20 protein-coding genes are annotated in these 19,263 nt (G+C 72.7%); 14 read left to right on the forward strand and 6 right to left on the reverse strand.

Annotated elements, in window-relative coordinates; translation table 11 throughout:
* Positions 1–196: 196 nt before the first annotated feature.
* The 3 genes from rplM (at position 197) to glmM (ending at position 2,610) form a co-directional block, all read left to right on the forward strand.
* The gene (gene rplM / locus AB0B68_RS17840; protein WP_053653864.1) at positions 197–640 is read left to right on the forward strand and encodes a 50S ribosomal protein L13; all 444 of its coding nucleotides are present in this window, start codon (positions 197–199) and stop codon (positions 638–640) included.
* Positions 641–660: 20 nt separating this feature from the next.
* Positions 661–1,134, forward strand: coding sequence for a 30S ribosomal protein S9 (gene rpsI / locus AB0B68_RS17845; RefSeq protein WP_112626216.1), 474 nt, complete (start codon positions 661–663; stop codon positions 1,132–1,134).
* A 120-nt stretch (positions 1,135–1,254) separates the two neighbouring features.
* Entirely contained in the window at positions 1,255–2,610 is a 1,356-nt protein-coding gene (gene glmM / locus AB0B68_RS17850; RefSeq protein ID WP_357261167.1) for a phosphoglucosamine mutase, read from the forward strand.
* 69 nt (positions 2,611–2,679) lie between these two features.
* Here glmM and AB0B68_RS17855 read toward each other — a convergent pair whose 3' ends face one another.
* Together AB0B68_RS17855 and AB0B68_RS17860 are read right to left on the reverse strand one after the other, a co-directional pair.
* The gene (locus AB0B68_RS17855; protein WP_357261170.1) at positions 2,680–3,870 is read right to left on the reverse strand and encodes a pyridoxal phosphate-dependent aminotransferase; all 1,191 of its coding nucleotides are present in this window, start codon (positions 3,868–3,870) and stop codon (positions 2,680–2,682) included.
* A 40-nt stretch (positions 3,871–3,910) separates the two neighbouring features.
* Complete coding sequence (locus AB0B68_RS17860) at positions 3,911–4,627, reverse strand: MmpS family transport accessory protein (protein WP_357261173.1); 717 nt, start codon at positions 4,625–4,627, stop codon at positions 3,911–3,913.
* Between the two features lie 561 nt (positions 4,628–5,188).
* On the opposite strand from AB0B68_RS17860, the gene glmS reads away from it, so the two are divergent.
* Positions 5,189–7,102, forward strand: coding sequence for a glutamine--fructose-6-phosphate transaminase (isomerizing) (gene glmS / locus AB0B68_RS17865; RefSeq protein ID WP_355009648.1), 1,914 nt, complete (start codon positions 5,189–5,191; stop codon positions 7,100–7,102).
* A 58-nt stretch (positions 7,103–7,160) separates the two neighbouring features.
* Here glmS and AB0B68_RS17870 read toward each other — a convergent pair whose 3' ends face one another.
* Positions 7,161–8,753, reverse strand: a complete 1,593-nt coding sequence (locus AB0B68_RS17870; RefSeq protein WP_357261176.1) for an alpha/beta hydrolase — start codon at positions 8,751–8,753, stop codon at positions 7,161–7,163.
* On the reverse strand, positions 8,750–9,046 hold the full coding sequence (locus AB0B68_RS17875; RefSeq protein ID WP_357199102.1) for a hypothetical protein: 297 nt from the start codon (positions 9,044–9,046) through the stop codon (positions 8,750–8,752). Before AB0B68_RS17875 ends, AB0B68_RS17870 begins: the two co-directional genes overlap by 4 nt.
* A 174-nt stretch (positions 9,047–9,220) precedes the next feature.
* On the opposite strand from AB0B68_RS17875, the gene AB0B68_RS17880 reads away from it, so the two are divergent.
* The 6 genes from AB0B68_RS17880 (at position 9,221) to ung (ending at position 14,669) form a co-directional block, all read left to right on the forward strand.
* Entirely contained in the window at positions 9,221–9,589 is a 369-nt protein-coding gene (locus AB0B68_RS17880; protein ID WP_355009651.1) for a holo-ACP synthase, read from the forward strand.
* A 55-nt stretch (positions 9,590–9,644) separates the two neighbouring features.
* Positions 9,645–11,114, forward strand: coding sequence for an NAD(P)H-hydrate dehydratase (locus tag AB0B68_RS17885; protein ID WP_357261179.1), 1,470 nt, complete (start codon positions 9,645–9,647; stop codon positions 11,112–11,114).
* 90 nt (positions 11,115–11,204) lie between these two features.
* A complete protein-coding gene (gene alr / locus AB0B68_RS17890; RefSeq protein WP_355009653.1) occupies positions 11,205–12,323 on the forward strand; it encodes an alanine racemase in 1,119 nt (372 codons plus the stop codon).
* Positions 12,320–13,423, forward strand: coding sequence for an alpha/beta hydrolase (locus AB0B68_RS17895; RefSeq protein ID WP_357261182.1), 1,104 nt, complete (start codon positions 12,320–12,322; stop codon positions 13,421–13,423). Before alr ends, AB0B68_RS17895 begins: the two co-directional genes overlap by 4 nt.
* Positions 13,420–13,902: a tRNA (adenosine(37)-N6)-threonylcarbamoyltransferase complex ATPase subunit type 1 TsaE gene (gene tsaE, locus AB0B68_RS17900; protein ID WP_357261185.1), complete on the forward strand. Its 483-nt coding sequence runs from the start codon at positions 13,420–13,422 to the stop codon at positions 13,900–13,902. Before AB0B68_RS17895 ends, tsaE begins: the two co-directional genes overlap by 4 nt.
* Before the next feature lie 65 nt (positions 13,903–13,967).
* Complete coding sequence (gene ung, locus AB0B68_RS17905) at positions 13,968–14,669, forward strand: uracil-DNA glycosylase (RefSeq protein WP_357199115.1); 702 nt, start codon at positions 13,968–13,970, stop codon at positions 14,667–14,669.
* Positions 14,670–14,708: 39 nt separating this feature from the next.
* Here ung and AB0B68_RS17910 read toward each other — a convergent pair whose 3' ends face one another.
* Positions 14,709–15,413 carry a helix-turn-helix transcriptional regulator gene (locus tag AB0B68_RS17910; RefSeq protein ID WP_357199118.1) on the reverse strand — a complete coding sequence of 235 codons (705 nt, stop codon included), beginning with the start codon at positions 15,411–15,413 and terminating at the stop codon, positions 14,709–14,711.
* A 490-nt stretch (positions 15,414–15,903) separates the two neighbouring features.
* Between AB0B68_RS17910 and tsaB the strand changes: the two genes are divergently transcribed.
* The 4 genes from tsaB to AB0B68_RS17930 are packed head-to-tail and all read left to right on the forward strand — an operon-like array spanning position 15,904 to position 18,368.
* Positions 15,904–16,581 (forward strand): tRNA (adenosine(37)-N6)-threonylcarbamoyltransferase complex dimerization subunit type 1 TsaB, encoded by a 678-nt coding sequence (gene tsaB, locus AB0B68_RS17915; protein WP_357206738.1) that lies wholly within the window; start codon positions 15,904–15,906, stop codon positions 16,579–16,581.
* Positions 16,578–17,060 carry a ribosomal protein S18-alanine N-acetyltransferase gene (rimI, locus tag AB0B68_RS17920; RefSeq protein WP_357261188.1) on the forward strand — a complete coding sequence of 161 codons (483 nt, stop codon included), beginning with the start codon at positions 16,578–16,580 and terminating at the stop codon, positions 17,058–17,060. Before tsaB ends, rimI begins: the two co-directional genes overlap by 4 nt.
* Positions 17,053–18,099, forward strand: coding sequence for a tRNA (adenosine(37)-N6)-threonylcarbamoyltransferase complex transferase subunit TsaD (tsaD, locus tag AB0B68_RS17925; RefSeq protein WP_091402289.1), 1,047 nt, complete (start codon positions 17,053–17,055; stop codon positions 18,097–18,099). The genes rimI and tsaD overlap by 8 nt, the downstream gene beginning before the upstream one ends.
* Before the next feature lie 14 nt (positions 18,100–18,113).
* Complete coding sequence (locus AB0B68_RS17930) at positions 18,114–18,368, forward strand: hypothetical protein (RefSeq protein ID WP_039906914.1); 255 nt, start codon at positions 18,114–18,116, stop codon at positions 18,366–18,368.
* A gap of 37 nt (positions 18,369–18,405) precedes the next feature.
* Here the strand turns inward: AB0B68_RS17930 and AB0B68_RS17935 are convergent, their stop codons facing one another.
* Complete coding sequence (locus AB0B68_RS17935) at positions 18,406–19,146, reverse strand: DUF4142 domain-containing protein (RefSeq protein WP_357206742.1); 741 nt, start codon at positions 19,144–19,146, stop codon at positions 18,406–18,408.
* Between the last annotated feature and the right edge of the window lie 117 nt (positions 19,147–19,263).

The following is a 19,263-nucleotide window of genomic DNA, read 5'->3' on the forward strand; positions in this document are numbered from 1 at the left end:
CGGCGCGTCGCCGCGCGGGACCGCACCCCCGTTTTGACCTGCGGACCGGGCGCCGGGTATCGTTGCCTGCTGTTGTACGACATCCAGAGGCGTGCCCCTTCAGGTACGCTTGGTCGTTCGTGCGCGCTGGTCCGGCCTGCTAGATCTGGTCACCTCGGCGCGCGACCCCAGACCGACGACGAGACAAGGTAGACCTGTGCGTACGTACAGCCCGAAGCCGGGTGAGATCGAGCGTCAGTGGCACGTCATCGACGCCTCTGATGTCGTGCTGGGCCGCCTGGCCACCCACGCCGCCACGTTGCTGCGTGGTAAGCACAAGCCGACTTTCGCGCCGCACGTCGACACGGGCGACTTTGTCGTCATCGTGAACGCGGGCAAGGTTGCGTTGACCGGCAACAAGCGCCAGACCAAGGTCGCTTACCGCCACTCCGGTTACCCGGGTGGTCTGAAGCAGATCGGCTACGACGAGCTGCTGACCAAGCGTCCCGAGCGGGCCATCGAGCTGGCTGTGAAGGGGATGCTCCCGCACAACAAGCTCGGCCGTCAGCTGATCAAGAAGCTGAAGGTCTACGCCGGTGCCGAGCACCCGCACCTCGCGCAGCAGCCGGTGCCGTTCGAGATCAAGCAGATCGCGCAGTGAGCGCGGGCGAAGGAAGCAGCATGACCGACATCATCGAGACCGAGGTCGCCCCGGAAGCCCCCGAGGCCACCGAGGCGCCGGCGCCCGTCGCCCGCGCGCCTCGTGGTGACCGGCCGATCCAGACCGTGGGCCGCCGCAAGGAGGCCATCGTCCGGGTCCGCATCGTCCCGGGCACCGGCAAGATCACCTGCAACGGCCAGGACCTCGAGGCCTACTTCCCGAGCAAGGTGCACCAGCAGCTCATCAAGGACCCGCTGGTCACCGCCGAGAAGCTCGAGCAGTTCGACGTGATCGCCAACCTGCGTGGCGGCGGCACCACCGGCCAGGCCGGTGCGCTCCGGCTGGGCATCGCCCGCGCGTTGATCATCAACGAGCCGGACGACCGCCCGGCCCTCAAGAAGGCCGGCTTCCTCACCCGTGACGCCCGGGTCAAGGAGAGCAAGAAGTACGGCCTCAAGAAGGCCCGTAAGGCTCCCCAGTACTCGAAGCGCTGATCTTTCCCAGCGCGTTGTACTTCTGACGGACGGCCGGTCCGCCTCCCCCTCGTCGGGGGGAGGTGGGTCGGCCGTTCCGCTTTCTCCTCACTGGCAGTGCACTTTCGGAGGTTGGCGGGTATGGGTCGGTTGTTCGGCACGGACGGCGTACGCGGGCGGGCGAACGCGGATCTCACCCCGGAATTGGCGCTGGCGCTCGCGGTGGCCGCCGCGCACACACTCGCCGAGACGGACCGCAGCCATCCGCCGCTCGCCGTCGTCGGTCGCGACACCCGCGCCAGCGGCGAGATGCTGGAGGCCGCCGTGGTCGCCGGGCTGACCAGCGCCGGTGCCAACGTTGTGCGGGTCGGCGTGCTGCCCACCCCGGCGGTGGCGTTCCTCACCGCCGAGGCCAAGGCCGACCTGGGTGTGATGCTTTCCGCGTCGCACAACCCGATGCCGGACAACGGCATCAAGCTCTTCGCCGCCGGCGGGCACAAGTTGCCCGACGAGATCGAGCTGCAGATCGAGGCGGCCGTCGAGACGAACGCCACCACCGCCTGGGACCGGCCGATCGGTGCCGGCGTCGGCCGTGTGCACGACCTGCTCGACGGTGCCGACCACTACGTCCAGCACCTGGTGGGCACCGTTCCGCACCGGCTGGAGGGGATCAAGGTCGTGGTCGACTGCGCCAACGGCGCAGCCGCCGAGGTCGCCCCCGTCGCCTACCGGGAGGCCGGCGCGGAGGTCATCGCCATCCACGCGGAGCCCGACGGGCTGAACATCAATGACGACTGTGGCTCCAACCACATCGAGGCGCTGCGCGCCGCCGTGGTCGAGCACGGCGCTCACCTGGGCATCGCCCACGACGGCGACGCCGACCGCTGCCTGGCGGTCACCGCCGACGGCGACGAGGTGGACGGCGACCAGGTCATGGCGATCCTCGCGCTGGCCATGCGGGACGCCGGCACGCTCACCCAGGACACCCTGGTGGCCACCGTGATGAGCAACCTCGGGCTGCGGCTCGCGATGTCCGCGCAGGGCATCCGCCTGATCGAGACCAAGGTCGGTGACCGGTACGTGCTGGAGGAGCTGCGCGCCTCCGGGCTGGCGCTCGGCGGTGAGCAGAGCGGCCACATCGTGATGCCCGCGCACGCCACCACCGGCGACGGGGTGCTGACCGGTCTGCACCTGATGGCTCGGATGGCGGCCACCGGCCAGTCCCTCGCCGAGTTGGCCTCGGTGGTCACCAAGCTGCCCCAGGTGCTGATCAACGTGCCGGTCGGCGACCGGACCGTCGGCGCCGCCGCACCCGCGGTACGCGCCGAGGTCGAGCGGGCCGAGGCGGAGCTGGGGGAGACCGGCCGGGTGCTGCTGCGCCCGTCGGGCACCGAACTGCTGGTCCGGGTGATGGTCGAAGCGGCCACCGAGGCGACCGCCCGTGAGGTCGCCGAGCGGATCGCCGAGCTGGTCCGCACCGCGAGCCCGGTCGCCTAGCCCGGACGGACGCTGTGGAGCTGAACCGTCTACGGCATCAGCTCCACAGCCCTGGCCGGCCCCGTCTGATCAGCGAGTCAGGGCGTGCAGCCGGCTGACCGCCTCGGTCAGCACCTCCGGGCGCTTGCAGAAGGCGAACCTGACCAGCCGCCGGCCCGCGTCGACGTCGTCGTAGAAGACCTGGGTGGGCACCGCCACCACACCGCAGCGCTCCGGCAACGAGCGGCAGAACTCCACCCCGTCCCGGCCGCCGAGGGCGGTGATGTCGGCGGTGACGAAGTACGTCCCCTCCGAGTCGAGCACCTCGAAACCGGCGTCGGTCAGACCACCGACGAGCTGGTCCCGCCGCTGCTGGAGACCGTCCCGGAAGCCGGTGTAGTAGGCGTCCGGCAGGGCCAGCGCCACTGCCACCGCCGGTTGCAGCGGCGCGGCGTTGACATAGGTGAGGAACTGCTTCACCCGGAGCAGCGCCGAGACCAGCGCCGCCGGGCCGCTCGCCCAGCCGACCTTCCACCCCGTGCAGGAGAACGTCTTGCCGGCCGACGAGATGCGCAGCGTTCGCTCCCGCATCCCGGGCAGGCTGGCCAGCGGCACGTGCGGGCTCGACGCGTCGGTGAAGACCAGGTGCTCGTACACCTCGTCGGTGACCGCGTACGCGCCGAACTCCTGACACAACTCGGCGACCTGCGCCAACTCAGCCGGGGTGAAGACCTTGCCGGTCGGGTTGTGCGGCGAGTTCAGCAGCACCAGCCGGGTGCGCGGGCCGAACGCCGCACGCAGCGCCTCCGAGTCGAAGGCGTACCGGCCGTCGGCCGAGGGGCGCAACGTCACCGGCCGGCGGACCGCGCCGGCCAACGCGATCGAGGCGGCGTACGAGTCGTAGTACGGCTCGAAGCACACCACCTCGTCGCCCGGTTCGCAGAGCGCGAGGATGCTCGCCGCGACCGCCTCGGTCGCACCCGCCGTGATCACGATCTCGCTGTCCGGGTCGTACGCCAGGTCGTAGAACCGCCGCTGATGCGCCGCTACGGCCGCGCGCAGGGCGGGGATCCCCGGGCCGGGCGGGTACTGGTTCTGCCCGTTGCGCAGCGCCTCGGCGGCGGCGGCCAGCATCTCCGGCGGGCCGTCGGTGTCGGGAAACCCCTGGCCGAGGTTGACCGCGCCGGTGCGTACGGCGAGGGCGGACATCTCGGCGAAGATCGTCGTGCCGAACGGCCGCATCCGGGCCACCAGCGGGTCGACATCGGTGCTCGTCGTCACCTGCGCCAGCCTACGGCCATACCCGGCTCGGACCCCAGCCTCACTCGGGCGTGCAACTGGTCGCCCAGTACCCGCGGATCTTCTTGACGACCGGCTTGCCGGCACCGGTGACCGTGACGGTGCAGTCGAGTGGTCTCTCACCCTCGTCGTCGGCCCATCTGGCCTCCACCATCACCCTGGTCTTGCCGTTGGTGCGGATGGTGGTGCTCCAGGGCAGTTTCTGGCCGTCGACGTGGATGAGATCGCTCTCGGCGTCGAAGTACGCCAGGTCGACGACACCCGACCCGCTGAGCTGGTAGACCACCGTCACGGGTGCCGGTCCTGAGGTCGGTCGGGTGACCGGCTTCTTGCTGGGGGTGGGGGACGTGGTGGGCGGCTGCGGGGCGGTGGGTCGCTCCGGAATGATCGGCCCGGTGGTGGGCTCCGTCCAGCCGTCGTCGTCGGGGACGACCCACGGCTCCTCGGCGACCGGGTCCGGGTCTGTCTGATCGAGCCACAGGCCAGCCACGCAGAGACAGCCACACACCAGCAGGACGAGTGCCACGACGGCCGCGACGACGATCCCGACGATCCGCCCGCTGCTCGTGGTCGTCTTGCTGGGGCCCTGCGGATGCCCGGGGTAGGCGTAGGGCGGCGGATAACCGGGCGGCGGCCAGCCGGTGCCGGGGGGCGGATAGCCGGGGGGCGGATAGCCGGGCGGCGGATAGCCGGTGCCGGGCGGCGGCCAGCCAGCGATGTGCGGCTGCCCGTCGGGCATCGGCCACCCCGCCGACGGTGGCGATCCGGCCGACGGCGGGCCTGCGGGGTCGGGCGACCACGGGGGTGTCTGCGGGTCGGGCGACCACGGCGTCGCGGACGGTTGTGGCGTCCACTGGGCGGCGGGCGGCGACGGCGTCCACGGCGCGGCCGGCGGGGGTGGCTCCCAGGGGGCCTGCGGGGCCCACGGCTGCCCCGGCGCCAGCGGGTCGGGGGCCGGAGACGAAGCCGTGGACGGCGGCGCCGTCGGGTCCGGCGGAAGTGCCTGGGAAGCCGGGTCCGGAGCGGACGAGGGGGTCGGGTCGGGCGGCGGCGCGTCGGACATGGCTGCTCCGGGCGGGAGTGGGTATGGGACGAACGGGCCGTGGACGGGAGCGCCAAACCCGCCGAGAGACTTCCGCACCCGCAGGCGTGTCGCAACCCCGCCCTGCGGAGCGGGGCGCGAGGGGCCTGTGACGCTCGTCCCGTTGCGGCCGCGTAGGCACTGATCGCTCAGATTACGTGATTGATAACCCGACTTTCGAGCACCCAACGTGAGTGAAACTGGGTTAGGCTGCGGGCCATGTGTGGAATCGTGGGATACGCGGGCGCGCGCCCCGCACTCGGCATCGTCCTCGACGGGCTGCGGCGGCTGGAATACCGTGGCTACGACTCGGCAGGCGTCGCGATCGTCTGTGACGATCAGCTGCTGACCGAGAAGAAGGCCGGCAAGCTGGCCAACCTGGAGAAGGTGCTGTCCGAGCGGGCCGCCGACGACCCGACCTCCTGCGCGGCCAGCCCGATCGGCATCGGTGACGGCACCACCGGCATCGGGCACACCCGGTGGGCCACCCACGGCGGCCCGACCGACCGCAACGCCCACCCACACGTCGCCCCCGACGGGCGGGTCGCGGTGATCCACAACGGCATCATCGAGAACTTCGCCAAGCTCCGCGCCGAGCTGGAGGCCGACGGCGTCCAGTTCACCAGCGACACCGACACCGAGTGCGCCGCGCACCTGCTCGCCGCCGCGCTGGCCGACCTGCGCGCCGCCGGCCAGCCGGACAGCCCGCAACTGCTCGCCGCCGGCATGCGCGTGGTCTGCCAGCGACTGGAGGGCGCGTTCACACTGCTCGCCGTGGACGCCTCCGTGCCCGGTGCGGTCGTCGGCGCCCGGCGCAACTCGCCGCTGGTGGTCGGCCGGGGCGACGGGGAAAACTACCTGGCCAGCGACGTGGCCGCGTTCATCGAGCACACCCGGGAAGCGGTCGAGCTGGGCCAGGACCAGATCGTGCTGATCACCGGTGACAGCATCGAGATCACCGACTTCGAGGGCCAGCCCGCCGCCGGCCAGGACTTCCACATCGACTGGGACTCCTCGGCCGCGGAGAAGGGCGGCTACGACTGGTTCATGCTCAAGGAGATCGAGGAGCAGCCGCAGGCCATCGCCGACACGCTGCTGGGCCGGCTCACCGAGAGCGGTGAGATCGCCCTCGACGAGGTCCGCCTCAGCGACCAGGATCTGCGCGACGTCGACAAGATCTTCATCGTGGCCTGCGGCACCGCGTACCACGCCGGCATGGTCGCCAAGTACGCCATCGAGCACTGGACCCGGATCCCGTGCGAGGTGGAGCTGGCCAGCGAGTTCCGCTACCGCGACCCGGTGCTCGACCGGTCCACGCTCATCGTGGTCATCTCGCAGTCCGGCGAGACCATGGACACCCTGATGGCGCTGCGCCACGCCAAGGAGCAGAAGGCCCGGGTGCTGGCGATCTGCAACACCAACGGCTCGACCATCCCCCGCGAGTCCGACGCTGTCCTCTACACCCACGGTGGGCCGGAGATCGCCGTCGCCTCCACCAAGGCGTTCCTCACCCAGGTCGTCGCCTGCTATCTCATCGGCCTGCACCTGGCCCAGGTGCGCGGCATCAAGTTCGCCGACGAGGTGGGCGCGGTGGTCGCGCAGCTGCAGGAGATCCCCGGCAAGCTGCGTGAGCTGCTCGACCGGATCGAGCCCGTCCGCGAACTGGCCCGGGAGCTGAAGTCCGAGCCGACGGTGCTGTTCATCGGCCGGCACGTCGGCTACCCGGTGGCCCTGGAGGGCGCGCTGAAGCTCAAGGAATTGGCGTACATGCACGCCGAGGGCTTCGCCGCCGGTGAGCTGAAGCACGGCCCGATCGCCCTGATCGACAAGGGCACCCCGGTCATCTGCGTGGTGCCCTCGCCGGTGGGCCGGGGCATGCTGCACGACAAGGTCGTCTCCAACATCCAGGAGGTACGGGCGCGGGGCGCGCGGACCATCGTGATCGCGGAGGAGGGTGACGAGGCGGTCGTCCGGTACGCCGACCACCTGATCTACGTGCCGCGTACGCCCACCCTGCTGGCTCCGCTCGTCACCACTGTCCCGTTGCAGGTGCTCGCCGCCGAGATCGCCGCCGCCCGGGGACACGACGTGGACCAGCCCCGCAACCTGGCCAAGTCGGTCACCGTCGAGTAGGCACCCCGCACCTCCGGAACCCCGGTCGCCGCGCCCCGCGGCGGCCGGGGTTTCGTCGTCACCGGCCCAGCACGACACGGGCCATCCCGTCCAGCGCCGGGTTTCCCGCCTCCCAGTAGCCGGTGTGCCCGCCGCGGCCGCTGGGGAGCACCCGCCCGCCGAAGCCGGGATCGGCCGGGTCGTGACCGAACCACAGCTCGTGCCCCGTCCGGCCGGGCCAGCCCAGCACGGCGGCGAGTGGTGCCGCGCCGAACAGAGCCCGCCGGCCCAGCTCGTCGGGTGACCGGGCCGCCCGGATCACGTCGTCGGGGGCGCTGCTCGCCCAGACCTCGCCGGGCGGCACACCCAGCTCGGTGGCGTGCGACGCGCCGACACCGGGGGAGCCGACGAAGACCAGCGCGTCGGCGGCCAGGCCGTGCTCCCGGGCGGCAACACCCACCACCAGCGACCCGTAGCTGTGCCCGAGCACCGTCTGCCGGGCCGGCGGCCCGTCGTGGCTGACACGCAGCCCCTCCTGGAAGCGGTGCAACGCCGGGCCGGCGTCCCGGGCCTGACCCGCCGAGGCGGCCTCGGTCAGCAGATCCGGAGCGTCGTAGTCCAACCAGAGCACCGCCGCGCTGCGCTCATCCGGGGCGAGCGCGGCGCACCGCTCCAGCACTCGGGCCGCCCTGCCCAGCTCGCCGGAGGCGTCGTCCAGGCCGGCCGTCATCCCCGGCACGTAGGTCAGCACCCGGTCGGCGTGGTCCGGGTCGCCGAGCGCCACCACCGCCCGGCCCTCACCCGCCGGATCCAACCCGAGCAGGTACGCCCGCGGCGCCTCGCCGGCCGTCAGCCGGCCGACCAGCGCGTCCAGACCGGCCAACCGCCCGGCCACCCCGCGCAACCGGATCAACTGGAGCGGCCCCGGCGGCACCTGGGACAGCAGCCGTCGCCGCTCGACCAGCAACTCCGTACGCCAGGCGTCGAGCCGTAACCGGTTGGCCTGGTCCCGGGCGGCCACCGGCAGCCCGTCCAACCGGCCCACCAGGGCCGGCTCGCGAACGATCAGCCACCGTCGCTGCGCCGGCGTCAACCCGGCCCACCAGGCGCCGACCAGCGTGGGCGCGGCACCGAGGGCCGGTCGGCCCGGCGGGGGCGGGGACGCCCAACCGGTGCCGGCGGCCCTGGCCAGCTCATCCAACCGGTCCGCGGCGACCCGGTCCGCAGCGGCTGCCCCGTCGAGCGCGGCCCGCAGGGCCGCGGCCACTCCAGCCGCGGCGACCCCGGCCCGCTCGGTAGGTCGATACCGGGCCGGATCGACCCGCACCGCACCCGAGCGGTCCACCAGCAGGCCCGCCGCATCGGCCTGGGCGACCGCCTGGGAGAGCCGCGCCTTCGCCACCGCCAGCCCACCGGACAACTCCGCCAGCACCTGGTCGACCTCGATCAGCGCTGGTGCGACCGAGGCCAGCGCGTCACGCAGGCCGTTGAGGCGAGTGTCCGCCGCCGTGGCTGCCGTCCCCGACCAACCGTCCCGCAACCGCCCGGTGGCCGCCCGCAGCTCGCCGAGGCGCCGATCGAGTGGCCTCGCCAACCCCGCCCACGCCACCCCGGCGGCCCTCCACGCACCAGGATCGACAGCCCACAGCTGTCGGTAACCGACGCTGCTCACCGAGGTAGGGAGGCGAACCGGCCGGCGGCCCGGTCGTCCACCGTCTCGTACGCGTCGGCCGACGCCCGGACGCCGCCGGAGGTCGCCGCGACCCGGTCACCCAGCCGGCAGAACCAGGCGTGCACGGCCGCCTCCAACCCGGCCAGTGCCGCGCCGGCTCGCCATTCGGGCGCCGCCACCACCAGGCCGGGCAACCCCGCGAGGCCCAACGCCAACCGGTGCGCCTCGTCGTCGAGCAGGCCGGCGACCGCCCGCAACTCCTCCGGCTGAACGGCGAACGGCTCGTCGGTCATGACCACACCCCCGTGGACGATCGGCATCGACGCGCTCACGCTAGGCACGTGCCGGAGCCCGCGCGGTGCCCTGTGGACAGCCGACGTCGAGGCGTACCCCGGGGTGTCCACAGGCGTTGCCCAGCGCGAGCCCGACGGCTAATCTGCGGCCTCGACCGCCGGTAGGGTGGTGTGGTGATCGTCGCTGTCGGCATCGACGTGGTCCTGGTCGACCGGTTCGCCCGGGCCCTGGCACGGACGCCGCTGCTCGCCGACCGGCTCTTCACCGAGGCCGAGCGGCACACCCGCTCCGGCAGCCCGCGCTCGCCCGAGTCGCTCGCCGCCCGGTTCGCCGCCAAGGAGGCGGTGGCCAAGGCGCTCGGCGCCCCGGCCGGCCTCAACTGGCACGACTGCGAGATCGTGCCCGACCCGGCTGGCCGCCCCTGGCTGGCCGTCTCCGGCACTGTCGCGGCGGTGGCCGACGCGCGCGGGGTCAACCACTGGCATCTCTCGTTGTCGCACGACGGCGGGATCGCGTCGGCGATGGTGGTCGCGGAACGATGACGTCGGCCGGGAGGGCCGGTCAGGTCCGCCCGCTAACTGAATGGGACACGGTGGCATGAGAGCGGTGTGGCGGGTGGCCGACGTACGGGCGGCCGAGGCGGGGTTGATGGGCACGCTGCCGGAGGGGACGCTGATGCAGCGGGCCGCCGCCGGCCTGGCCCGCCGGGCCGCGCTCCTGCTCGCCGAGCGGGGCGGAGTCTACGGAGGCCGGGTGCTGCTGCTGGTCGGCTCCGGTGACAACGGCGGCGACGCGCTGTACGCGGGGGAGCGGTTGGCCCGGCGAGGTGTCCACGTGTCCGCCCTGCTGCTCACCCCCGGGCGGGCGCACGCCGCCGGCCTGGCCGCGTTGCGAGCCGCTGGCGGCCGGCTGGTCCAGGCCCCGGCCGGCCCGGTCGACCTGGTCCTCGACGGCATCGTCGGCATCGGTGGCACCGGTGGGCTACGGGCGAACGCGGACGAGGTGGTCCAGCGCCTCGGCGAGCTGCGCGGACGCGACGGGGGACGGGCCACGGTGCTGGCGGTCGACGTGCCCAGCGGGGTCGCGGTCGACACCGGCCACGTGCCGCTGTCCGCGTCCGGCCGGCCCACAGCGGTCCGCGCCGACGTGACGGTGGCCTTCGGCGCGCTGAAGCCCGCCCTGGTGGTCGGCCCGGCCGCCGCGCTGGCCGGGCAGGTCGAGCTGGTCGACATCGGGCTGCGGCCGTGGCTGCGCGGCACCCCGGCGCTGCGGGTCACCGAATGGTCCGACCTGGTCGACTGGTGGCCTCAGCTGGGCGCGGCGTCGGAGAAGTACACCCGGGGCGTGGTGGGGGTGTCGACCGGTTCGGCGACCTACCCCGGTGCGGCGGTGCTCTCCGTGGGCGGCGCCCTGGCCGGGCCTACCGGCCTGGTCCGCTACGCCGGCAGCGCCCGAGCCGAGGTGCTGCACCAGCACCCTTCGGTGATCGCCAGCGGGCGGGTCGCCGACGCGGGCCGGGTGCAGGCCTGGGTCTGCGGCTCCGGGTTGGGCACCGGCACCGACGCGGCGGCCGAGCTGCGCGCCGTACTGGCCGCCCCGGTGCCGGTGGTGCTCGACGCCGACGCTCTGACCCTGCTGGTGGACGGCTCGCTCGCCGACCGGCTGCGGGGTCGGGACGCGCCCATCGTGGTCACCCCGCACGACCGCGAGTTCACCCGTCTCTGCGGGGAGGAGCCGGGCGCCGACCGGGTCGGCGCCGCGCTGCGGCTGGCCGCCTGGATGAACGCGGTGGTGCTGCTCAAGGGCGATCGCACGGTGATCGGCACGCCGGACGGTCGGGCGTACGTCAACCCGACCGGCACCCCGGCGCTGGCCACCGGCGGCACCGGCGACGTGTTGGCCGGGCTGCTCGGCTCGCTGCTGGCGGCCGGGGTACCCGCCGATCGGGCCGCCGCCTCGGCCGCGTACCTGCATGGGCTCGCCGGGCGGGAGGCGGCCCGGGGTGGTCCGGTGACCGCGCCCGACGTGGCGACCGCGCTGCGTCCGGTGCTGGCCCGGCTGGGCTGAACGGGGCGGTTCCGGGCGCGCTGACCGGATCGCCGCCTCGGGACGTGCGTCGCCGCCCGCGGTGATCACGGCGGAAAGTAGGCTGGGTGCATGTGGCAGGCCGAGGTACGCGTCGATCTTGACGCCATCCGCGAGAACGTGAGCAGGCTCCGATCCGGCACCACCGCCGAGCTAATGGCAGTGGTCAAGGCCGACGGGTACGGCCACGGCATGCTTCCGGCCGCCCGCGCGGCGCTCGACGCCGGCGCTGACTGGCTCGGTGTCTGCACCCTCGACGAGGCCCTCACCCTGCGGCGGGCCGGGGTGACAGTGCCGGTGCTGGCCTGGCTGCTCGCCCCCGGGTTGCCGCTGCACGAGGGGGTCAGTGCCGGGGTGGACCTGGGCGCGGCCAGCCTGACGCAACTGGACGAGATGATCGAGGCGAGTCGCCTCGCCGGGCGTCCCGCCCGCCTGCACCTCAAGATCGATACGGGGCTGTCCCGGGGCGGTGCGACAGTCGCCGACTGGCCCGCGCTGCTGGACGCCGCGGCGAAGGCGCAGGCAGACGGCCTGGTCGAGGTGGTCGGCGTGTGGAGCCACTTCGTGTACGCGGACTCGCCCGGCCACCCCACCACCGACCGCCAACTGGCCGTCTTCCACGAAGCGCTGGCCATGGTCGAGCGGGCCGGGCTGCGACCGCGCTGGCGGCACCTCGCCAACTCGGCCGCCACCCTCACCCGCCCGGACACCCACTTCGACCTGGTCCGGCCCGGCCTGGCCATCTACGGCCTGTCACCGGTGGCCGGCGAGACGTACGGGTTGCGGCCGGCGATGACCGCCCGCGCCCGGGTGATGCTCACCAAGCGGGTGCCCGCCGGCACCGGTATCTCCTACGGGCACGCCTACACCACGCAGGCCGACGCGAACCTGGCCGTGGTGCCGCTCGGGTACGCCGACGGGGTTCCCCGACACGCGTCCAACACCGGCCCGGTCCAGCTCGGCGGCGTACGCCGGACGATATCGGGCCGGGTCTGCATGGACCAGTTCGTGCTCGACTGCGGGGACGACCCGGTGGCCGACGGCGACGTGGCGACGCTCTTCGGCAGCGGCGTCGACGGCGAACCGACGGCGGACGACTGGGCCGAGGCGGTCGGCACGATCAACTACGAGATCGTGACGCGGTTCGGCGGCACGCGGGTGCCCCGGGTCTACGACGGCGAGAAGCCATGAGTAATCGCATTCCGCGTCCGCGGACGGCTGCGGGCCGGGTAGCGGGGATCGTCGGCGCGGCGGTCGGGGTGGCCGCGGCAGGTCTGGCGGCTGGCGTCGCGACCGAGCGGACCCTGGTCCGTCGGCTCAAGGCCGATCCGGCCGACCGCTACGCGCACGAGACGTTCGACAAGCAGCGGTACGACGAGGCGTTCCGCCTGGAGCTGCCGGACGGCACCGACATCCACGTCGAGGTGGTCGAGCCCACCCGGCCGGTGCCGGGGCACCCGACTGTGGTGCTGGTGCACGGTTTCTGCCTGGACATGGGGACGTTCCACTTCCAGCGCCAGATGCTCGCCGCCCGCGGTGACTACCGGATCGTGGCGTACGACCAGCCCGGTCACGGCCGGTCCGGCCGGCTGGAGACCGGGGAGTACGACCTCGCCGTGCTCGGCCGAACGCTGCGTCAGGTGATCGACCGAACCGCCCCGGACGGGCCGCTGGTGCTGGTCGGCCACTCGATGGGCGGCATGACGATCATGGCGTTCGCCGAGTTGTTCGGAGAGCTGTTCGGTGACCGGGTGGTGGGCACCGTTCTGATGGCCACGTCGGGCGGGCTCATCGCGGAGACCAAGCTGGTCGCGCCCGCGCTGCTCGGCCGGGTCGGCGGTCCGATGCTCTACATGGTCAGCAACGCCACCCGGTACGGCGGGCCGGTGATCGACAAGGCCCGCAAGTCGACGTCGAACGTGGCCTGGTTACTGACCCGCAAGTACGGCTTCGGCACCCGCAAGCCCAGCCCGTCGCTGGTGTCCTACGTGGAGACGATGAACTCCCGGACGTCGGCCGACACGGTGACCCGCTACCTGCGGACCCTGGCCACCCACTCGCGCTTCCCGGCGCTGGCGGCGCTGGCGGCGACTCCGGTGCTCGTGGTGGTCGGCGACAAGGACATGATCACGCCGGTGACCCACTCCGAGGAGATCGTCCGCCGGTTGCCGCACGCCGAGTTCGTGAAGATCAAGGACAGCGGTCACGTGGTGATGTTGGAGCACGCGGACGAGGTCAACGCCGCCCTGGCGCGGTTCCTGGAGTCATTGCAGAGCGTGGAGGAACGGTGAGTCACGTCGTCAAGCTGCCGACCGTCGAAGACACTCGGGACTTCGGCCGGCGGCTGGCCGGGCTGCTGCGCGCCGGCGACCTGGTGCTGTTGACCGGCCCGTTGGGTGCCGGCAAGACCGCGCTCACCCAGGGCGTCGGGGCCGGGCTCGGTGTCCTCGGGGACATCACCTCGCCGACCTTCGTGATCGCCCGGGTGCACCGCCCCGATCCGGCCCGGGGCGGCCGGGTGGCGCTCGTGCACGCCGACGCGTACCGGTTGGGTGACGCCACCGACCCGCGCGCCGAGATCGACGACCTGGACCTCGACGCCTCGGTGGACGACTCGGTGACAGTGGTGGAGTGGGGCGAGGGCCTGGTGGAGCAGTTGGTGGACGCGCACCTACGGGTTCGCATCGACCGCCGCGACGACGACACCCGCGTCGTCGAGCTGGACCCGATCGGCGGTGACTGGGCCCGGCGGCTCGCCGACCTGGGCTAGGTCGGTGGCTGTCGTACCCGATGCCTAGAGTGCGGGGGACCGACCCACGCTGTGAGAGGTTCCCGATGCCCGACGACGCCCCCGCCCTGGATCTGCTGGCCCTGCTGCCGGAGCAGTGGCGCACAGTGCTCACCCCGCACCTCGACCCGGCACGCACCGCCGCGCTTGGCGAGTTCGTCGCCCGGGAATACGCGACGCAGACGGTCTTTCCGCCGCAGGAGGATCTGTTCTCGGCATACCGGCTGTGCCCGCCGCAGGGCACCCGGGTGCTCATCCTCGGGCAGGATCCCTACCACCGGGCCGGGCAGGCTCACGGGTTGAGCTTCAGCGTCCGCGACGGTGTGACGGTGCCGCCGTCGTTGCGCAACGTCTTCAAGGAGCTGGGCGAGGACGTGGGCGTCCCCAAGCCGCGCAGCGGCAACCTCGACGGGTGGGCCGCCCAGGGGGTTCTGCTGCTCAACGCGGTGCTGACCGTCCGACAGGCCACCCCGGGCTCGCACGCCAACGCCGGCTGGGAAGAGTTCACCGACGCGACGATCCGGGCACTGGACGCGGCACCGGACCGGGTGGTCTTCCTGCTCTGGGGCGGCTACGCCCGCAAGAAGGCCGCGCTGGTCACCAACCCGCAGCACGTGGTGCTGGAGGCGGGTCACCCCAGCCCGATGAACCCGCGCGGCTTCCTCGGCAGCCGCCCGTTCAGCGCCGCCAACAAGGCACTCGCCGACGCCGGCCTGCCCACCATCGATTGGGAGCGCACCGCCGGCTGAGCCGCTCGTCGACGTTGCACCGCCGGGCCGGCAGTTGACTCAGCTGTCGCTGGCCAACTGCCGGTTGCGGTAGCGGCGTAACAGTCCCGCGGCGCGCGGCTCGCTGAGTTCCAGCTCGACGAGCGGCACCACCTGGTAGATCCTTTCGCCGTGGCGCACCTCGATCGTCTCGGGCAGCTCGTCGCACATCGTGGCCCTGATCTCCCCGTACCGGGTCGACCACCGGTGTTCGCCCGGCTCCTCGGGCTCCAACCACACCCCGCCGAACTCACCCCAGCGGTCGTTCCACCGCTGCCCGTAGTTCGTCTCCAGCCAGCGGGTGAACGGTTTGGAGTCCTGCCAACGCAGGGCGATCTCCAGCGCGTCGACCGGCACCGGCGCGCCCTGTAGCAACGCCGCTGTGCAACCGGTGATCACCTGTGGGAAGTCGGTGAGCCGGTCCAGCAGCCGATCCAGCCCCAACCCGTCGATCCGTTCGGCGATCGGCCGGGCGGCCAAGCCGTCGATCTGGGCGTCGAGGTGCGCGTCCAACGGCTCGACTCCGACGACCAACTGCACGTCCATCGCGGCAAACAGCCGTTCCAGCACCGGGATGGTCGGCGCTCGCTCACCACGTTCGAACCGGGCCACCGCGGCCTGGTCGACCTCGGCCAACGCGGCCAACTGACGTTGGCTCAGGTCGCGCAGCTGTCGTTGCTGCCGCGCGGCAGCACCAAGCAGGGCGACAAGGCGAGTCGATGACATCCCGGCATCGTGGACCACGGGTGAGATGCCCGCGATCCCGCTGCGGCAGGTCGGCGGCTTGCGGCGCGATCCGCGCGCCCTGATACGCCGAGCGCATGACCTGGCGGGCCTCACTTCGATGAGCGTGATGTCTGTGAGTCATCACGATGACTCACAGACATCAGGCTGATTAGCGGGTGTGGTTCCAGCGCTCGTCCCTGGCTAGCCGTTGGGCCGGCGTCCAACGGCGGCGGGGCGGTCCGCGGCGGGGCGGTCCGCGGCGGGGCGGTCCGCGGCGGGGTGGCAGGGGCGGCGCGAGGCGGGGCGGGGTGAGGCGGAGTGGGGCGGTGTGGGGCGACGTGAGACGAAGGGAGAACGCGGGTGGCCGGGGGCAAGGTCGGTACAAGGTCCGGGCGAGAGGGGGTGGGGCGGGCGAGGTCGGGGCGAGGGGCGAAGGGGGGTGGCGGGGCGTGACCGGGAGGGCTGGGCGGGGCGGCTAGGCTGGCTTACCGTGCTCGTACTCGTGGTGGACAGCTCGACCCCCGCGGTCACCGCGGCGCTGGTGGAGATCTCGGCAGACGGCGTGGCGTCGCGGGCGCACCGGTGCACGGTCGATGCTCGCGCGCACGGTGAGCTGCTCGCGCCCCAGGTGGATGCGGTCCTCGCCGACGCTGACGCGCGCCCGCGTGACCTGGCGGCCATCGTCGCCGGGCTCGGCCCGGGTCCGTTCACCGGGCTACGGGTCGGCCTGGTCACCGCCGCGACAATGGGTCAGGTGCTGGGGATCCCCACGTACGGTGTCTGTTCGCTGGACGCCATCGGTTACCCGGCGGCGTCCGGCACGCCGGTCCTGGCCGCCAGCGACGCCCGGCGCAAGGAGCTCTACTGGGCCGTCTACGACGGCGCCGGCGAGCGGATCGTCGGGCCCGAGGTGTCCGCGCCGGCGGTCGCCGCCGCGCGGGCCCGCGAACTGGGCGCGACGATCGCGGTCGGTGACGGGGCGCACCGGTACGCAGACGTCCTGGACCTGCCCGTCCGGGTCGAGCCGCGCTATCCGGACGCGACAGTGCTGGCGTTGCTCGCCGCCGAGCGGATCCGGGCGGGGGCGTCCAGTGAGCGGCTCACTCCGCTCTACCTGCGACGCCCCGACGCGGTGGCGGCGACCGGCCGCAAACCGGTCCTGCCATGACCGCGGTACGGCTCGAACCGTTCCGCTGGTGGCACATCGACGACGTGCTGCCGATCGAGGCGGACCTCTTCGGCGCTGAGAAGTGGTCGCCCGCCATGTTCTGGAGCGAGCTCGCCAACGGGCACCACTACCGGGTCGCCGTCGACGCGGACGGTTCAGTGCTCGGCTACGCCGGGCTCGCCGGCGTTCCGCCGGACGAGGTGTGGGTACAGAACATCGCCGTCCGCCGGGACGCCCAGCGGCGCGGCGTAGGCCGTGCCCTGCTGGAGGAGTTGCTCGCCGAGGCGGTCCGGCGCGACGCCAGCAGCACCCTGCTGGAGGTCGCCGTGGACAATGCTGCAGCTCAGCGGCTCTACGCGACGTACGGTTTCGAGCCGATCGGGGTGCGGCGCGGCTACTACCAACCGAGCAACACAGACGCGCTGGTCATGCGGCGCGACGCCGAGCCGACCGGGAACGGACCACACGACAATGGCTGACGAACCACTGATCCTGGGTATCGAGACCTCCTGCGACGAGACCGGTGTCGGCATCGTGCGGGGGCACACCCTGCTGGCCGACGCGCTCGCCTCCAGCGTCGAGGAACACGCCCGGTTCGGGGGTGTGGTACCGGAGGTGGCCAGCCGGGCGCACCTGGAGGCCATCGTGCCGACCATGGACCGGGCCCTGACCGAGGCGGGCGTCACGCTGGCCGACATCGACGCGATCGCTGTCACCTCGGGGCCAGGGCTGGCCGGTGCGTTGCTGGTTGGCGTCGCTGCCGCCAAGGGGTACGCGGTCGCCGCCGAGAAGCCCATCTACGGCGTCAACCACCTCGCCGCCCACGTCGCGGTGGACACCCTTGAGCACGGCCCACTGCCCGAACCCGCCATCGCGCTCCTGGTGTCCGGCGGCCACTCGTCCCTCCTGCTCGTGGACGACCTGGCCCGGGGTGTCACCCCGCTCGGCGCCACCATCGACGACGCGGCCGGGGAAGCGTTCGACAAGGTCGCCCGGCTGCTCGGGTTGCCGTTCCCGGGAGGTCCGCCCATCGACAGGGAGGCCCGGGCCGGCGATGCCGCCTCGATCGCCTTCCCCCGCGGTCTGACCGCCGCGAAGGATCTCGCCGCCCACCGGTACGACTTCTCGTTCTCGGGCCTGAAGACGGCTGTGGCCCGGTGGGTCGAGGCCCGCCAGCGTGCCGGTGAGCCGGTTCCGGTGGCCGACGTGGCCGCGTCCTTCCAGGAGGCGGTCTGTGACGTCCTGACCAGCAAGGCGCTCGCCGCCTGCCGGGCGCAGGGCATCGAGACCCTGGTCATCGGCGGGGGAGTGGCGGCGAACTCCCGGCTGCGGGCGATGGCCGAGCAGCGAGCCGAGAAGTACGGCATCCGGGTTCGGGTACCCCGGCCGAAGCTGTGCACCGACAACGGCGCGATGGTGGCCGCGCTCGGTTCGCACCTGGTCGCCGCCGGGGTCGCTCCGAGCCGACTGGACCTGCCGGCCGATTCGGCGCTGCCGTTGACCACGGTCAGCGTGTGACGGGGGCGGCGGACATGATCGTGCGGATGTGGGAGGCGCGCGCCGAGGCGTACGGAGTCGCCGACCTGATCACCTGGGTGTGCGACACCGCCCTGCCCGAGTTGGAGCACGACCCGCTCCACGTCTCCAGCGAGGTCTTCTCCTCCACCGACCACCGCGTGGTGGTGATCTCCAAGTGGCGCAGCAGCCCCCGCCCGCTACCGGACCCGCCAGCCCTGCTGGTGGCCCGCGCCCCGCACTCCTGGGACTTCACCCAGGTGGACCGGTAACGCGAGCCACCATCCATCCAGGCAGCTGGCTGACTGGTCAGCTGCGGCGCAACATCCGGTAGGTGGCGATTCCGCCGGTGCCCAGCGCGGCGAGGAAGACCAACCAGACGACGGTGCTGCTGACTCCGACCTGCGGGCCGGAGTTGGCCGAGGCGGCGGCCAGGAGTCCGTCCTCACCCGGGGCGGGCAGCGCGGCCGGCGGCAGCTCCGGCCACCGAACCAGTCCGGTGGACTCCAGCATCTGCATGTGGTGCGTGACGAAGCCGGTGGCGTCCTCGCAGAGCTTGCGGACGGTGGCGTCCCGGGTGCTGGCCCGTACTGCGCTGATCACCGGGAGAATGCTGCCGTGGGCGACCCGGAGGCGGGTCACGAAGATCTGGTCGAACCGGGCGCCGGAGGCGTCCTTCATCTCCGTCAGCCAGCCCTTTTGTTGGGCCGTCGGCTCGCTCGGGATGGTCGCGCCCAGCTTGTTGGCCGCCTCGACCACGAGTTCATCGAGCTTCTGGTGCTCGCCGGCGATGCCGGCGCCGATCTCCCGTACCTTCGCCGACTGTCCCTTCTCGGCGGCCATCTGGCCGGCCGGCATCTCCCACAGCCCGGCCAACCGCACCCCGTTGAGCAGTGTCATGTCGGCGGCGTTGAGCTGTCGCCCGCCGGCGGGGGCGGCGATGGCCGCGCCGGGCAGGACACCGACCCCCGCGATGATCGCGATGAGCAGCATCGCCGCTCGGTGGGTCCGGGTGCCCAGTCGGCGATGGGCGGATCTGAGCGGTGCCATGTCTGTGGTGCCTCCTCGGTCCGGACCGAACGCGTCTGGACCGGGCAGCCGCGCCTTGCCGGTTGCCCGTCCGCCCACTGGTACGGGCTGATCGCGCGATCAGTTCATCGCTGAGCG

This window comes from Micromonospora sp. NPDC049049 (genome assembly GCF_040649115.1).
Taxonomy (GTDB): Bacteria; Actinomycetota; Actinomycetes; order Mycobacteriales; family Micromonosporaceae; genus Micromonospora.

Excerpts from the sequence above, each read along its gene's own strand:
- rpsI (WP_112626216.1), top strand. The coding sequence starts at position 661 with ATGACCGACATCATCGAGACCGAGGTCGCCCCGGAAGCCCCCGAGGCC.
- glmM (WP_357261167.1), top strand. The coding sequence starts at position 1,255 with ATGGGTCGGTTGTTCGGCACGGACGGCGTACGCGGGCGGGCGAACGCG.
- AB0B68_RS17860 (WP_357261173.1), bottom strand. The coding sequence starts at position 4,627 with ATGCCCGACGGGCAGCCGCACATCGCTGGCTGGCCGCCGCCCGGCACC.
- glmS (WP_355009648.1), top strand. The coding sequence starts at position 5,189 with ATGTGTGGAATCGTGGGATACGCGGGCGCGCGCCCCGCACTCGGCATC.
- AB0B68_RS17875 (WP_357199102.1), bottom strand. The coding sequence starts at position 9,046 with ATGACCGACGAGCCGTTCGCCGTTCAGCCGGAGGAGTTGCGGGCGGTC.
- AB0B68_RS17885 (WP_357261179.1), top strand. The coding sequence starts at position 9,645 with ATGAGAGCGGTGTGGCGGGTGGCCGACGTACGGGCGGCCGAGGCGGGG.
- alr (WP_355009653.1), top strand. The coding sequence starts at position 11,205 with ATGTGGCAGGCCGAGGTACGCGTCGATCTTGACGCCATCCGCGAGAAC.
- AB0B68_RS17895 (WP_357261182.1), top strand. The coding sequence starts at position 12,320 with ATGAGTAATCGCATTCCGCGTCCGCGGACGGCTGCGGGCCGGGTAGCG.
- ung (WP_357199115.1), top strand. The coding sequence starts at position 13,968 with ATGCCCGACGACGCCCCCGCCCTGGATCTGCTGGCCCTGCTGCCGGAG.
- AB0B68_RS17910 (WP_357199118.1), bottom strand. The coding sequence starts at position 15,413 with ATGTCATCGACTCGCCTTGTCGCCCTGCTTGGTGCTGCCGCGCGGCAG.
- rimI (WP_357261188.1), top strand. The coding sequence starts at position 16,578 with ATGACCGCGGTACGGCTCGAACCGTTCCGCTGGTGGCACATCGACGAC.
- tsaD (WP_091402289.1), top strand. The coding sequence starts at position 17,053 with ATGGCTGACGAACCACTGATCCTGGGTATCGAGACCTCCTGCGACGAG.
- AB0B68_RS17930 (WP_039906914.1), top strand. The coding sequence starts at position 18,114 with ATGATCGTGCGGATGTGGGAGGCGCGCGCCGAGGCGTACGGAGTCGCC.
- AB0B68_RS17935 (WP_357206742.1), bottom strand. The coding sequence starts at position 19,146 with ATGGCACCGCTCAGATCCGCCCATCGCCGACTGGGCACCCGGACCCAC.